The sequence below is a fragment of the Sphingomonas mali NBRC 15500 genome, assembly GCF_001598415.1.
GTDB lineage: Bacteria > Pseudomonadota > Alphaproteobacteria > Sphingomonadales > Sphingomonadaceae > Sphingomonas > Sphingomonas mali.
Genome location: NZ_BCYX01000006.1, coordinates 122,022 through 135,096, shown reverse-complemented (window position 1 = coordinate 135,096; position 13,075 = coordinate 122,022). Strand labels below are relative to the sequence as shown.

Below are 13,075 nucleotides of genomic sequence, written 5' to 3'. Positions count from 1 at the left end.
GCGTTGCTTACTATCCCAAACCCGTCCGCGGCGCACCCTCCAAGGAGTCCTGCGGTGCCGCCCCCAGATCTCGATGCGTGACCGTGGGCGAAAACCCGGCGTCGCGCAACCGCTTCGCGACCCGTTCCGCGACATGAACCGACCGATGGCGCCCGCCGGTGCAGCCGAAGGCTATGGTAACATAGGCTTTTCCCTCGGCGCGATAGCGCGGGAGGAGGAGCAGCAGCAGCTCCTCGATCTGCTTCATGGCGTCATCATAGGCCGGATCCGCCGCGACATAGGCCGCCACATTGGGGTCGAGTCCCGTTCCGGGGCGCAATTTCTCGTCCCAATGCGGATTGCGCAGGAATCGCATGTCGAACATCAAATCGGCATTGCGCGGGATACCGCGAGCATAGCCGAATGACATGACCGACAGAGTCGGCTCGCCCAGGCCGTCGCCGCCGAAGGTCGCGCGCACTTGTTGCGCCAACTCGTTCGACGACAGATCGGTCGTGTCGATCAGCCGGTTGGCCCAGCGCCGCAACGGGGCGAGCAACTCGCGTTCGCGTGCGATGCCGTCACTCGCCGGACGATCGAGCGCGAGCGGATGGCGCCGCCGCGTCTCGGCATAACGCCGCTCGAGCTCCGCGCCGCTGCAATCGAGGAACAGCGTGCCGATGTCGTAGCCATGCTCGGCGCGCAGTTTCTTGATGCGTTTGACGATGCTGTCGGGGTCGAAGTCGCGGGTCCGGGCGCCGATCCCGACCGCGAGCGGTGAATCGCTCTCGGTGCTCTCCGATAGGGGCGTGCTCAGCAATCGGTCGAGCAATCGGAGCGGGAGGTTGTCGACGGTTTCCCAGCCGAGATCCTCGAGGGTCTTGAGCACGGTCGACTTGCCGGCTCCCGACAGGCCGGTGACGAGCAGGATCTCCTTGGCGCGAGTCACGCCTTCGCGCCGACCAGGTGCCGCAAGGCGAGTTCGACCTTGATCGGCGCCGAGGCCGTGCGCGAATCGACTGCGACCTCGCGGATGTCGAGGCCGGCGATGCGGCGGACGTCATCCGCCAGCGGCAACCGCTCGGGCGCGTCGGTCAGGCGAATGAGCAGGGCTACCGGGATCTTCTCAACATATGGAGTCTCGATGAGGCCCAGGCCGCGTACCTCGATCTTGCCGGCGATCGTATCGGGCGGCGACGCGATCAGTTCGCCACCGGCGCGCTGGAGCAAAGTGTAATCGTCGCTGATCAGCGTAGCGCCGCGATCGATCAGGCGCAGCGCGAGGTCGGACTTGCCGGCTCCCGATTCGCCTTCGATCAACACAGCGCGCCCGTCGATGGCGACGCTGGAAACATGGAGGGTTTCAAATGAGAGCCCGGTCGCGATGGCTGCCTCCCTAGCCTGGAGCGAGCGGTAGCCTGACGACGAATCTGGCCCCACTCAGACGGTCTTCACGCGATTCGACCGCGATGGTGCCCTGATGCCCCTCGACGATCGTCCGCGCAATGGCGAGGCCTAGCCCGGAATGCTTGCCGAATTCCTCATTTTCCGGGCGGATCGACTGGAAACGCCGGAATACCGCTTCGCGCGCTTCTTCGGGGACGCCGGGACCTTCATCTTCGACGCGGATCACCAGATCGTCGTCGGAAAGTGTCGCAGCGACGGTGATCAGGCCATTGTCGGGAGAGAAGGAAACGGCGTTGTCGAACAGATTTTCGAACACCCGTTCCAGTCGCGCGCCTTCGCCCATCACCAGCGCATCGCCGCGCACGCGATTGTCGAACCGGATGCGCACGCCACGTTCGATCCCGCGCGTGCCGCGCTGCTCGATCAGCGCGGCGAGCATCGCCAGCACGTCGACCGCGTCGAACTTGGCGCGGCTGAGCTGGGCGTCGAGCCGCGACGCCTCCGAGATGTCGGTGATCAGCCGGTCGAGCCGGTGGACGTCGTCGCGTACGATCGCCAGCAGCCGCTCCTGCAGCGCCGGATCCTTGACGTTCGCCAGCCCATCGACGGCGGATCGCAGCGAGGCGAGCGGGTTCTTCATTTCGTGCGTAACGTCGGCGGCGAAGGCTTCGGTGGCGTCGATCCGCGCCCGCAGCGCCTGGCTCATGTCGCTCAGCGCACGGGCGAGGCTGCCGATCTCGTCGCGGCGCGATGGCAGCCGCGGGACGACGACTTCGCGCGCGCGCCCTAGCCGGACCCGGACCGCGGCGCGCGACAGCCGGCGCAACGGTCGCACGATCGTCCGCGCCAGGAACAGCGACAGGAAGATCGACACCAGCGTAACGATCGCCAGCACGACTCCCAGACGGAAACGTTCGAGCCGCACGGTCTGGGTGACGTCGCGGGCGTTGACTGTCGTCATGACAACCTCGCCGTCGCCGAGACCCGCCGCCGCGGTGATGACGGGTGTACGATCGGGCGCGCGCCACACCGTTGCCGGTGCGGCTTGCGTGGTGCGCGCGGTGCGGACGTCGGGCCATTCGGTGCCGGCCTTGCGCTCGCGATAGAGCGGTGCGCGGGGGGCGTTGACCACGGTATCGATGATCGCATCCAAGAAGCGCGCCGCCTGCAGACCCCAACCCTCCTTGTTGGGGTCGACCAGCACGAAATTGCGTAGGCCCATCGCGCGCGTATCGGCGACCGGCGTACCGTCGGCGGCGAACAGCCGGATGCGCGTGTCAGTATCGCGGGCGAGGCGCAGCGCTAGGTCGCTGCGGTGGTCGGCCGGCGTCGACACCATCGCTGCCGCGATCAGCCGTGCCTCGCGACTCGCCTGGGCGGTGCGGTTGTCGAGGATCCGCGTTCGATACGAATCCAGATAGAAGAACCCGCCCGCGAGCAACGCCAGCGCGAAGATATTGAGCGCGAGAATGCGCGCGGTGAGCGAAATCCGACCCGACCATTTCAGCGTCAGGTCACGGCCTTCACCCTCCGCCTCACTCCTCCGAGAAGCGGTAGCCGGCGCCATAGAGCGTTTCGATCGCATCGAATTCGGCATCGACCTCGCGGAACTTGCGCCGGACGCGCTTGATGTGGCTGTCGATCGTGCGGTCGTCGACATAGATGTCGTCCTGATACGCCGCATCCATCAGCTGGTTGCGCGTCTTGACCACGCCGGGCCGCTGGGCGAGCGCCTCGAGGATCAGGAATTCGGTCACCGTCAACGTCACATTGTCGCCGGCCCAGGTTACACGATGCCGCGCCGGGTCCATCTGCAGCCGGCCGCGGTCGATCGCGGTTTCCGCGGGTGGTTCGTCGCTGCCCGCGCTGGCCTGGCTCAGTTCGGTGCGGCGCAGGATCGCGCGGATGCGGGCGATCAACAGGCGCTGGCTGAACGGCTTGGCGATATAATCGTCCGCGCCCATCGCGAGACCCAGCGCCTCGTCGAGCTCGTCGTCCTTGCTGGTCAGGAAGATGACCGGAACCTGATTCTTCTCGCGAAGCCGCCGCAACAGCTCCAGCCCGTCCATCCGCGGCATCTTCACGTCGAAGATCGCCAGATCCGGCGGGTTGTCGACCAGCGCTTTCAACGCGGTCTCGCCGTCCGAATAGACCCGGGTCAGGAAACCCTCGGCCTGCAGCGCGATCGACACCGACGTCAGGATGTTGCGATCGTCATCGACGAGCGCGATGGTGGCCGTCATCGTAGGGACATTCCCAAAACTTGTTGCGGACACGCCTAGGCGAAACCTTTGCGGGGGTAAACCATTCGCCCATTTGACGGGCGCATGGAGCAGTTCTATGCGCCCGGGATAACGAGGATGCATACGTATGCGGGGTAAACCCGCAGCGTCGATATTCGGAGGAAGAATGATCAATCGAGTCCCCGCGCAGGGGCTGGACGCGCAGGGCATCGCCACTGCCGCCAAGCTTTACTGGAATCTTGAAACGGCCGCTCTGGTCGAACATGCCATTGCGCGTGGCGAAGGACATCTCGCTGCCGATGGGCCGCTGGTAGTCGCCACCGGCCGCCATACCGGACGCTCGGCGCAGGACAAGTTCATCGTCCGCGACGCGGAAACCGACTCGACCGTCTGGTGGGGCAAGACCAACAAGCCGATGAGTCCCGACGCGTTCGCCGCGCTCAAGGCCGACTTTCTCGCCGATTTGGCGAAGCGGGATACGCTGTTCGTCCAGGATCTGTTCGGCGGCTCACAGCCGTCGAACCGCGTCGGCGTGCGTGTCGTCACGCAATATGCCTGGCACAGCCTGTTCATCCGCACGATGCTGGTCCGCCCATCGGCGCACGACCTCGCACACTTCGCCGCCGACTATACGATCATCGACCTGCCGAGCTTCCGCGCCGATCCCGAACGCCATGGCTGCCGTACGGAGACCGTGATCGCGGTCAATTTCAGCGAGAAGCTGATCCTGATCGGCGGCACCGAATATGCCGGCGAGATGAAGAAGTCGGTGTTCGGGCTGCTCAACTATTTGCTGCCGGTCAAGGGCATCATGCCGATGCATTGCTCGGCCAATATCGGGCCAGAAGGCGGCTCGGCGGTATTCTTCGGCCTGTCGGGCACCGGCAAGACAACCTTGTCGGCGGATGCCAGCCGCACGCTGATCGGTGACGACGAGCATGGCTGGTCGGACGACGCGGTCTTCAACTTCGAGGGCGGTTGCTACGCCAAGATGATTCGCCTGTCGGCCGAGGCCGAGCCGGAGATCTACGCGACCACCAAGCGCTTCGGCACCGTGCTGGAGAATGTCGTGATGGATCCGGAAACGCGGATCCTCGACCTCGACGACAACAGCCTCGCCGAGAATTCGCGCGGCGCCTATCCGATCGACTTCATTCCCAATGCATCCGCCGCCAACATGGGCCCGGTGCCGCGCAACATCGTGATGCTGACCGCCGATGCGTTCGGCGTGCTGCCGCCGATCGCCAAGCTCACGCCCGACCAGGCGATGTATCACTTCCTGTCGGGCTATACCGCCAAGGTCGCCGGCACCGAGATCGGCGTGACCGAGCCCGAGGCGACGTTCTCAACCTGCTTCGGGGCGCCGTTCATGCCGCGCCACCCGTCGGTCTACGGCAATCTGCTCAAGGAGCGGATCGCCAGGGGCGGAGTCGATTGCTGGCTGGTCAATACCGGTTGGACCGGGGGCAAATACGGCGTCGGCAAGCGTATGCCGATCAAGGCCACGCGTGCCTTGCTCAATGCGGCGCTCGACGGCAGCCTGAACGACGCCGAATTCCGCACCGATCCCAATTTCGGGTTCCAGGTGCCGGTCGCGGTGCCGGGCGTCGACAGCGCCATCCTCGACCCGCGCGAGACCTGGGCGAACAAGGCGGAATACGACGCGATGGCAGCGAAGCTGGTCGACCTGTTCGTCGAGAATTTTGCCCAATTCGCGGACCATGTGGACGAAGGGGTGCGACAATGCGCGCCCCGGACCCCCGCCACCGCCTGATCCGGCCCGTCATCAGTCGGGCCTCCCAATGGAAGCCCGACCAATGACCGAGCATGAAATCCGATACTTTTTCGACGACGCCGCTGTCCGCCATGTAGGGGAGGGGCTGCTCGCGCGCAGCCTGCCCAAGGCGGAGTGGACGCACGAAGCGCATCTCGCCGCGTGCCTGTGGCTGCTGACCGAGCGGCCCGATATCAATGTCGAGCGCGATCTGCCCGCGATCATTTCCGGCTATAACGAGGCGGTCGGCGGCGTGAATGACGCCACGCAGGGTTATCACCACACGATCACGCTGACTTACGTCGCGGCGATACGCGGCTTCCTCGCGGCAATTCGCGACGACCTGCCCTTGGTGGAAAAGGTCAATGCGCTCCTTACCGCACCCGAAGGACGGCGTGATTGGGCGCTCACGCTCTATTCGCGCGACCGCTTGTTCTCGGTGCAAGCCCGGCTTGGCTATCTGCCGCCCGATCTGGCTTCCTGACCGCGCCGCAAGCGCGTATCTGACGGAAAGCTGGAGTCGTTTCGCCTCCGGTCCCAGTGAAAGGAACTCCCATGTCGTTGCTCGATGGCATTCTCTCGCAGGTAAGTTCGAACGCCGACGTCCAGAACCTCGCCGCCAAGGTCGGGATCACGCCCGAGCAGGCCGAGAGCGCAATCATGGCGCTGGCCAAGTCGCATACCGATCCCGGCGACACGGTTGAAGGAGCGGCCGCATCGACCGGCCTGGGCTCGGACGTGCTGAGCCAGATCGTCGGCCATATTGGCGGCGAAGGCTCGCTCGGTCAGTTCGCGACGCTGATCAACGGCGCCGAGAATTCGGGCATCCTGGGCCAGCTCGGCGGTTTTGCCTCGAGCCTGTTCGGCGGCGGCAACAAGGCCTGAGATTTCGGGTCTGACGATTTACGAGTTCAGGCGAGCTCGACCGACAAGACGCTCCCGGTGGCGCCCGTGATCCGCACGAGCGCCCCGGCGGGCGCATCGGGTCCCGTGGCGTTCCAGGTGCCGTCACCCACTTTGACCCGACCTTCGCCGGCGACGATCGCCTCGCATACCTCGACCGTCTTGCCGATCAGTTTGGCTGTGCGGTCGTTCAACCCGTGCGACGGCTCCGCCAAACGGTCGCGATGATACCATCGCAGGCCGATCGCCACGGCGGCCGCGCTGAACGCCGCGAACAACAGGGCCTGAGCGATCCAGCTCAGCCCCGGGATCGCCAGCACGACGAAGCCGGTCAGCGCCGCGCCGGCGGCGATGAAGATCATGAAGAACCCCGGCGCGATCAGTTCCGCGATCGCCAGCGCCAGTGCGGCGACGAGCCACAAGGCGCCCAGGCTCCAATCGATTCCGAACAGCGTCATGATGATCGTCCTATCGTGTCCGCGGCACCGAAACATTGGCCGGGGAGCCACCGTCGCCGCCGAGGGCATCGCGCGCCAGTTCGCCGATCCCGCCCAGGGTGCCCATCAATTGCGTTGCCTCGACCGGGAACAGGATCGTCTTGGCATTGGGTGAGGTCGCGAACAGCCCGATCGCCTCGACATATTTCTGCGCGATGAAATAGTTGATCGCCTGGGTGCTGCCACCCTCGATCGCATCGGACACCATCTTGGTCGCGGTGGCTTCGGCCTGCGCGGAACGTTCGCGCGCTTCGGCGTCGCGGAACGCCGCTTCCTTGCGACCCTCTGCTTCCAGGATCTGCGCCTGCTTCTGACCCTCGGCGCGGTTGATTTCGTTCTGCCGCGCGGCTTCGGATTCGAGGATCGTGGCGCGCTTCTCGCGCTCGGCCTTCATCTGGCGAGTCATCGCATTGACGATGTCGGCGGGCGGACGGATGTCCTTCAGCTCGACGCGGGTGATCTTCACGCCCCACGCTTCCGTCGCGTGGTCGACCACTGACAGCAGCCGTGCGTTGATCTCATCGCGCTTGGACAGCAATTCGTCGAGGTCCATCGAGCCCATCACGGTGCGCAGATTGGTCGTCGCCAACTGCATGATCGCGACATAGAGATCGCTGACCTCATAGGCCGCCTTCGCCGCGTCGAGCACCTGGAAGAACACCACCCCGTCGACCGCGACCATCGCGTTGTCCTTGGTGATGATTTCCTGGCCCGGAATATCGAGCACCTGTTCCATCATGTTCACGCGGCGGCCGATGCGGTCGAACATCGGCGTGATAAAGGTCAGGCCGGGCTGCGCGACATAGGTGAACTTGCCGAAGCGCTCGACGGTATATTGATACCCCTGCCGCACGACCTTGATCGCGCTGAGGATATAAATCAGCACGACGACAGCGACCAGCAATCCGATGATTGCACCCATCACGACTTCCCCCAAAAACCCGTTCGGCCGGACCGCCGATTTCGTTGCGATAGTAGCAGATCACGGGCGCCAATATAGCGAAATGCGACGCGCGCGCCCGGCCCCTAGCTAATCGGGCGGCCCGCGTTTACATGGACCGCCAACCTGCGATTCGAGAGATTGGCGCTCCCCATGAATATCCGGCTCGGCCTGACCTTTGACGACGTATTGCTCGTACCGGCCGAGTCCGACGTGCTTCCGAGCCAGGCCGATACGGCTACGCGGCTGACCCGCGGCATCGCCTTGTCGATCCCGATCCTGTCCTCGGCGATGGACACGGTGACCGAGGCGGACATGGCGATCGTCATGGCGCAATTGGGCGGCATCGGCGTGCTCCACCGCAACCTTTCGGTCGAGGAACAGGTCGCCGCGGTGCGCGCGGTCAAGCGCTACGAGAGTGGCATGGTGGTCAACCCGATCACGATCGCCCCGACCGCCACGCTCGCCGAGGCGCAGGCACTGATGGCGCATCACCGTATCAGCGGTATCCCGGTCACCGAGGCCGACGGCAAGCTGGTGGGCATCCTGACCAATCGTGACGTGCGCTTCGCCGGCAATCCAAAGCAGCCCGTTTCCGAACTGATGACGAAGGACAATCTGGCGACGGCGTCGATCGGCGTCCGGCACGAAGAGGCTCGACACCTGCTCCACCAGCGCCGGATCGAAAAGCTGCTAGTGGTCGATGACGACTATAAATGCGTCGGACTGATCACCGTCAAAGATATCGAGAAAGCAGTCACTTATCCCGACGCGACCAAGGACGAAGCAGGCCGTCTGCGCGTCGCCGCCGCGACCACGGTCGGCGACAAGGGGTTCGAGCGGACCGCCGCTTTGGTCGATGCCGAGCTCGACCTGGTGGTGATCGATACCGCGCACGGCCATAACAAGGATGTCGCCCGCGCGGTCGAGCGTGTGAAGAAACTGTCCAACTCGGTCCAGGTCATCGCGGGCAATGTCGCGACTGCCGAAGCGACCCGCGCGCTGATCGACGCTGGCGCCGACGGTATCAAGGTCGGGATCGGGCCGGGATCGATCTGCACCACGCGCGTCGTCGCCGGCGTCGGCGTGCCGCAGCTGACCGCGGTGATGGATTGCGCCGAGGAAGCCGCCAAGGCCGGCGTTCCGGTGATCGCCGATGGCGGCATCCGTACTTCGGGCGACATGGCCAAGGCGCTGGCGGCGGGCGCGTCGGCCTGCATGATCGGATCGCTGCTCGCCGGCACCGAAGAGGCGCCGGGCGACACCTTCCTCTATCAGGGCCGCGCGTACAAATCGTATCGCGGCATGGGATCGGTCGGCGCGATGGGGCGCGGCTCGGCCGACCGCTATTTCCAGGGCGACATCAAGGACCAGATGAAGCTGGTACCAGAAGGCATTGAGGGCCAGGTAGCGTTCAAGGGGCCGGCGCGCGACGTCATCCACCAGCTGGTCGGCGGCATTCGCGCCGCGATGGGATACACCGGGTCGCGCACGATCGCCGATCTGCAGAAGCGCGCCCAATTCGTTCAGATCACCGGCGCGGGGCTACAGGAGAGTCACGTCCACGACGTGACGATCACGCGCGAGGCGCCGAACTACCCGACGCGATGACGCCGGGTGCACGCCTGGCGGCGGCGATCGAACTGCTCGACGCCGTCATCGCCGCCGCACGCGAAGGCGGCGCTGCCGCGGACACGCTGATCGCCCGCTATTTCGCCACGCGGCGCTATGCCGGATCGAAAGACCGCCGTGCGGTGCGCGAGCTGGTTTACGAAGCCATTCGCCGCTTTGGCGAGCCGCCCGCATCCGGGCGTGCTGCGATGATCGCGCTCGCCGAGATCGACCCGGGAGTCGCGGCGATGTTCGACGGCTCGGCGCATGCTCCGCCGGACATCGATCCCGACGAACCGCGTGCCGTCGAAGCGCGTGTGCCTGGTTGGCTGGGTCGTCGCTTGGCGGACTCGGGACTGGTTCCGGCCGATATCGCCAGCCTGATCGATCGCGCGCCGCTCGATCTCAGGGTCAACCGCTTGCGGACCACGCCCGCCGAACTCGCCGACCAGTTCGCCGAGGCGCTCTTGATCGACGGCGCGCGCGACGCATTACGGTTGCCGACCGGAACCATGGTCGATCAGACGCCGGCCTGGCAGGATGGGCTGATCGAAATCCAGGATGTCGGTAGCCAAATGGTCACCGCGGCGGCGCGAGTGGAACCTGGCATGCAGGTGATCGACCTGTGCGCTGGGGCCGGCGGCAAGGCGCTGGCGCTGGCCGCGGCAATGGACAATCGCGGGATCGTGCTGGCGAGCGATGTCGATCGCGCGCGGCTGTCGCGCCTCGCGCCAAGGGCCGAGCGTGCGGGCGCGACGATCATCGAGACGCGGTTGCTCGACGGCGATCGCGAAGCCGCGGCGCTGGAGGATTGGGCCGATCGTGCCGATGTCGTGCTGATCGACGCGCCCTGTTCGGGCACTGGCACCTGGCGACGCAACCCGGAGGCGCGCTGGCGGCTGAGCCCGCCACGGATCGCCCGCCTAGCGGCGACGCAATCACGCCTGCTCGATCTTGGCGCTACCCTGGTCCGCCCCGGCGGCGTGCTCGTCTATATCGTTTGTTCGCTACTCGATGCGGAAGGAGCAGGGCAGGTCGACCGCTTCCTCGCAGATCATCCCGGTTGGACCGCCGAAGCGCCGATCGAGCAAGGGCGCCCGCGCGGCCACGGCAAACGTCTGACCCCGGCGCACGATGCGACTGACGGCTTTTTTGTCGCGCGGCTGATCCGGCCATGCTAGCCGGTGGCATTGTGCCCCGTGTGGAGACGATCATGCGTTTTTCGCCCGTAGCGCTCGCAATCGCTTTGGCGGGACTGAGCGTTTCGACTTCCTTGCAAGGCCAGCGGGCCGATGCGCAAATCGACCCGCGGTCGATGGCATTGCTGATGCAAGGTCGCGCGGCGGCCGCGTCGGGAAATCTCGATGGCGCCACCGACCTGATCGAGACTGCGCTGGCGGTCGACCCGCGCAACCGTGCCGCGTTCCTGGAACTCGCGACGGTCGCGACACGCCAGGGGCTGCCCGGCAAGGCGATCCGCCTGTATCGCGAGGCGCTGACGATCGAACCCAATGACGTGACCGCGTTACGTGGTCAGGGCGAGGCCTTGGTCGCCAAGGGCGCGATGGAAGCCGCACGCGAGAATCTGGCGCGGATCAAGACCTTGTGCGCCAAGAAGCCATGCCCCGATGCGACGACATTGGCCTCGGTCATCGCCAAGGGCCCGCCGCCAAGCGCGGCACCCGCGACCAAGGTTCCCGAAACCGCCGACGCTTCGAAATAGGACGAGCGTAAAGCCCTCTCCCGTTTACGGGAGAGGGTTGGGTGAGGGTCGTCTTTCTTCTTCCAAGCGCCCGACGCCCAAAGGAAATAAGAAGACCCTCACCCTCCCACCGCCTTTGGCGGCGGGCCCCTCCCTCTCCCGCAAGCGGGAGAGGGTTTCGTGCCTGCGGCGTCGCTCAGGACAGGCACCGCGCGAGCGCGACGAATTCCGCGACTGATACGGTCTCCGCCCGGCGCGCCGGGTCGATGCCGACTTTCTCGAGCGCCTCCAACGCGCCGGGAACAGCTTTCAGGCTTTGACGCAACATCTTGCGGCGCTGGCCGAATGCCGCCGCGGTCAGGCGTTCGAGCTTGGCGAAGGCAACGCCATCGGGCTGCTCGCCGGGCACGATATGGACCACTGCCGACATCACCTTGGGCGGCGGCGTGAATGCCGAGCGATGGACGTTCATCGCGATCCGCGCCGACGACCGCCACTGCGCGAGCACCGCGAGACGGCCATAAGCGTCGCTGTCGGTAATCGCGACGATGCGCTCGGCCACCTCGCGTTGGAACATCAGGGTAAGGCTTTGCCACCAAGGTTGCCAATCGGCCGACAGCCAGCGGACGAGCAAAGCGGTACCGACATTGTAAGGCAGGTTGGAGACGATATGGGGCCGGCCCTCGAACAAGGCCGGAGCATCGATCTCGAGCGCATCGCCCTCGATCACCCTGAGCTTGCCTGGATAGGCCTCTTCGAGTTCGGCGAGCGCGGGCAGGCAGCGGCGGTCGCGTTCGATCGCCGTGACGCGGGCGCCGGCCGCGAGCAGCGCGCGGGTCAGGCCGCCGGGCCCGGGGCCGACTTCGAGCACTTCCGCCCCGGCAAGATCGCCGGGGATCGCGGCTATCCGCGCAAGCAACTGACCGTCGAACAGGAAGTTCTGGCCGAGCGCCTTGGACGCCGACAGGCCATGGCGCGCGATGACCTCGCGCAGCGGCGGCAGGTCGGGAGTCACGCTGCGACGAGCGCGTCGGCGCGGCGCTGGGCGGCTTCGGCGGCGAGGCGGAGGGCGGCGATCATCGCGCCCGGCTCGGCGCGGTCCTGGCCGGCAATGCCGAAGGCCGTGCCGTGATCGGGCGAAGTCCGCACGATCGGCAACCCCAGCGTGATATTGACGCCTTCGTCGAAATGCAGCGTCTTCAGCGGCACCAGCGCCTGGTCGTGATAGCAGCAGATCGCGGCATCATAGGTCGCCCGGGCACGCGCGTGGAACATCGTGTCGGCGGCCATCGGCCCGGTCGCATCGATTCCCTGCGCCACCAGCGCCTCGACCGCGGGGATGATCACGTCGATCTCCTCTCGCCCGATCGCGCCTTGTTCACCGGCGTGCGGATTGAGCCCGGCAAAGGCCAGTCTCGGGCTCGCGATGCCGAAGTCGCGCACCAGCGCGCGAGCAGTGACCAGCGCCTTCGCCACGAGCAGACCGGTAGTGATCAGTCCCGGCACCTGGCTGAGGGCGACATGTGTCGTTGCCGGAACCACGCGCAAGGTCGGGCCAGCGAGCATCATCACGGTCGCGCTGGCGGCGACGCCGACACGCTCAGCGACGAACTCGGTCTGACCAGGATGGGTGAAACCGATCTGATAGAGCTGCGCCTTCGATACCGGTCCTGTGATCAGCGCGCCAGCGGCGCCAGATCGGGTCAGCCCGGTCGCGAGTTCGAGCGAATGCAGGGCGCAGCGCGCTCCCTCCAGGTCCGGGCGGCCGGGAACGATCTCTCCGCCGTTTTCCATCGTCAGCACGGGCAAGGCATCGTCGAATGCGGCAAATGCGCCGCTCGGCGAATCGATGTGCGCGACCGGGCCGTCCCAGACGCGAGCGATCGCGCGAACGTCACCGACCGCGAAAAACGGCAACAGCCGTTCTTCGCGCCGGCGGGCCCAGGCCTTGGCGATGATCTCCGGACCGACCCCGGCAGGGTCGCCCATCGCGACTGCCAGCGGGGGAAGGGCCGTCAT

The 13,075-nt window shown here is 66.0% G+C and carries 14 protein-coding genes; 6 read left to right on the top strand and 8 right to left on the bottom strand.

Annotated elements, in window-relative coordinates:
- Window positions 1–10 precede the first annotated feature (10 nt).
- The 4 genes from rapZ to SMA01S_RS07405 are packed head-to-tail and all read right to left on the bottom strand — an operon-like array spanning window position 11 to window position 3,629.
- Window positions 11–928, bottom strand: a complete 918-nt coding sequence (gene rapZ / locus SMA01S_RS07420; protein WP_066819884.1) for an RNase adapter RapZ — start codon at window positions 926–928, stop codon at window positions 11–13.
- On the bottom strand, window positions 925–1,365 hold the full coding sequence (locus SMA01S_RS07415) for an HPr kinase/phosphorylase (protein ID WP_066819963.1): 441 nt from the start codon (window positions 1,363–1,365) through the stop codon (window positions 925–927). The genes rapZ and SMA01S_RS07415 overlap by 4 nt, the downstream gene beginning before the upstream one ends.
- Before the next feature lie 10 nt (window positions 1,366–1,375).
- Window positions 1,376–2,953, bottom strand: coding sequence for a sensor histidine kinase (locus SMA01S_RS07410; RefSeq protein ID WP_066819882.1), 1,578 nt, complete (start codon window positions 2,951–2,953; stop codon window positions 1,376–1,378).
- The gene (locus tag SMA01S_RS07405; protein ID WP_066819881.1) at window positions 2,922–3,629 is read right to left on the bottom strand and encodes a response regulator transcription factor; all 708 of its coding nucleotides are present in this window, start codon (window positions 3,627–3,629) and stop codon (window positions 2,922–2,924) included. The genes SMA01S_RS07410 and SMA01S_RS07405 overlap by 32 nt, the downstream gene beginning before the upstream one ends.
- A 166-nt stretch (window positions 3,630–3,795) precedes the next feature.
- Here SMA01S_RS07405 and SMA01S_RS07400 point away from each other — a divergent pair, with 166 nt between their 5' ends.
- From SMA01S_RS07400 to SMA01S_RS07390, 3 genes are all read left to right on the top strand, one after another.
- Window positions 3,796–5,403: a phosphoenolpyruvate carboxykinase gene (locus SMA01S_RS07400; RefSeq protein WP_066819880.1), complete on the top strand. Its 1,608-nt coding sequence runs from the start codon at window positions 3,796–3,798 to the stop codon at window positions 5,401–5,403.
- 43 nt (window positions 5,404–5,446) lie between these two features.
- Complete coding sequence (locus SMA01S_RS07395) at window positions 5,447–5,887, top strand: hypothetical protein (protein ID WP_066819879.1); 441 nt, start codon at window positions 5,447–5,449, stop codon at window positions 5,885–5,887.
- 71 nt (window positions 5,888–5,958) lie between these two features.
- A complete protein-coding gene (locus SMA01S_RS07390) occupies window positions 5,959–6,288 on the top strand; it encodes a hypothetical protein (protein WP_066819878.1) in 330 nt (109 codons plus the stop codon).
- A gap of 26 nt (window positions 6,289–6,314) precedes the next feature.
- On the opposite strand, the gene SMA01S_RS07385 is transcribed toward SMA01S_RS07390, so the two are convergent.
- Together SMA01S_RS07385 and SMA01S_RS07380 are read right to left on the bottom strand one after the other, a co-directional pair.
- Window positions 6,315–6,764, bottom strand: a complete 450-nt coding sequence (locus SMA01S_RS07385; RefSeq protein WP_066819876.1) for an NfeD family protein — start codon at window positions 6,762–6,764, stop codon at window positions 6,315–6,317.
- 10 nt (window positions 6,765–6,774) lie between these two features.
- Window positions 6,775–7,725, bottom strand: a complete 951-nt coding sequence (locus tag SMA01S_RS07380; protein WP_066819874.1) for an SPFH domain-containing protein — start codon at window positions 7,723–7,725, stop codon at window positions 6,775–6,777.
- A 171-nt stretch (window positions 7,726–7,896) separates the two neighbouring features.
- Here SMA01S_RS07380 and guaB point away from each other — a divergent pair, with 171 nt between their 5' ends.
- Genes guaB through SMA01S_RS07365 form a run of 3 tightly spaced genes read left to right on the top strand, consistent with a single transcriptional unit; the run spans window position 7,897 to window position 11,077 of the window.
- Window positions 7,897–9,354, top strand: coding sequence for an IMP dehydrogenase (guaB, locus tag SMA01S_RS07375; protein ID WP_066819872.1), 1,458 nt, complete (start codon window positions 7,897–7,899; stop codon window positions 9,352–9,354).
- Window positions 9,351–10,535, top strand: a complete 1,185-nt coding sequence (locus SMA01S_RS07370; RefSeq protein ID WP_066819870.1) for an RsmB/NOP family class I SAM-dependent RNA methyltransferase — start codon at window positions 9,351–9,353, stop codon at window positions 10,533–10,535. Before guaB ends, SMA01S_RS07370 begins: the two co-directional genes overlap by 4 nt.
- 32 nt (window positions 10,536–10,567) lie before the next feature.
- The gene (locus SMA01S_RS07365; RefSeq protein WP_066819962.1) at window positions 10,568–11,077 is read left to right on the top strand and encodes a tetratricopeptide repeat protein; all 510 of its coding nucleotides are present in this window, start codon (window positions 10,568–10,570) and stop codon (window positions 11,075–11,077) included.
- 175 nt (window positions 11,078–11,252) lie between these two features.
- Here SMA01S_RS07365 and rsmA read toward each other — a convergent pair whose 3' ends face one another.
- Entirely contained in the window at window positions 11,253–12,071 is an 819-nt protein-coding gene (rsmA, locus tag SMA01S_RS07360; protein WP_245649193.1) for a 16S rRNA (adenine(1518)-N(6)/adenine(1519)-N(6))-dimethyltransferase RsmA, read from the bottom strand.
- Complete coding sequence (pdxA, locus tag SMA01S_RS07355) at window positions 12,068–13,075, bottom strand: 4-hydroxythreonine-4-phosphate dehydrogenase PdxA (RefSeq protein WP_084250159.1); 1,008 nt, start codon at window positions 13,073–13,075, stop codon at window positions 12,068–12,070. The genes rsmA and pdxA overlap by 4 nt, the downstream gene beginning before the upstream one ends.

Excerpts from the sequence above, each read along its gene's own strand:
- SMA01S_RS07410 (WP_066819882.1), bottom strand. The coding sequence starts at position 2,953 with ATGGCGCCGGCTACCGCTTCTCGGAGGAGTGAGGCGGAGGGTGAAGGC.
- SMA01S_RS07405 (WP_066819881.1), bottom strand. The coding sequence starts at position 3,629 with ATGACGGCCACCATCGCGCTCGTCGATGACGATCGCAACATCCTGACG.
- SMA01S_RS07400 (WP_066819880.1), top strand. The coding sequence starts at position 3,796 with ATGATCAATCGAGTCCCCGCGCAGGGGCTGGACGCGCAGGGCATCGCC.
- SMA01S_RS07395 (WP_066819879.1), top strand. The coding sequence starts at position 5,447 with ATGACCGAGCATGAAATCCGATACTTTTTCGACGACGCCGCTGTCCGC.
- SMA01S_RS07390 (WP_066819878.1), top strand. The coding sequence starts at position 5,959 with ATGTCGTTGCTCGATGGCATTCTCTCGCAGGTAAGTTCGAACGCCGAC.
- SMA01S_RS07385 (WP_066819876.1), bottom strand. The coding sequence starts at position 6,764 with ATGACGCTGTTCGGAATCGATTGGAGCCTGGGCGCCTTGTGGCTCGTC.
- SMA01S_RS07380 (WP_066819874.1), bottom strand. The coding sequence starts at position 7,725 with ATGGGTGCAATCATCGGATTGCTGGTCGCTGTCGTCGTGCTGATTTAT.
- guaB (WP_066819872.1), top strand. The coding sequence starts at position 7,897 with ATGAATATCCGGCTCGGCCTGACCTTTGACGACGTATTGCTCGTACCG.
- SMA01S_RS07370 (WP_066819870.1), top strand. The coding sequence starts at position 9,351 with ATGACGCCGGGTGCACGCCTGGCGGCGGCGATCGAACTGCTCGACGCC.
- SMA01S_RS07365 (WP_066819962.1), top strand. The coding sequence starts at position 10,568 with ATGCGTTTTTCGCCCGTAGCGCTCGCAATCGCTTTGGCGGGACTGAGC.
- pdxA (WP_084250159.1), bottom strand. The coding sequence starts at position 13,075 with ATGACGGCCCTTCCCCCGCTGGCAGTCGCGATGGGCGACCCTGCCGGG.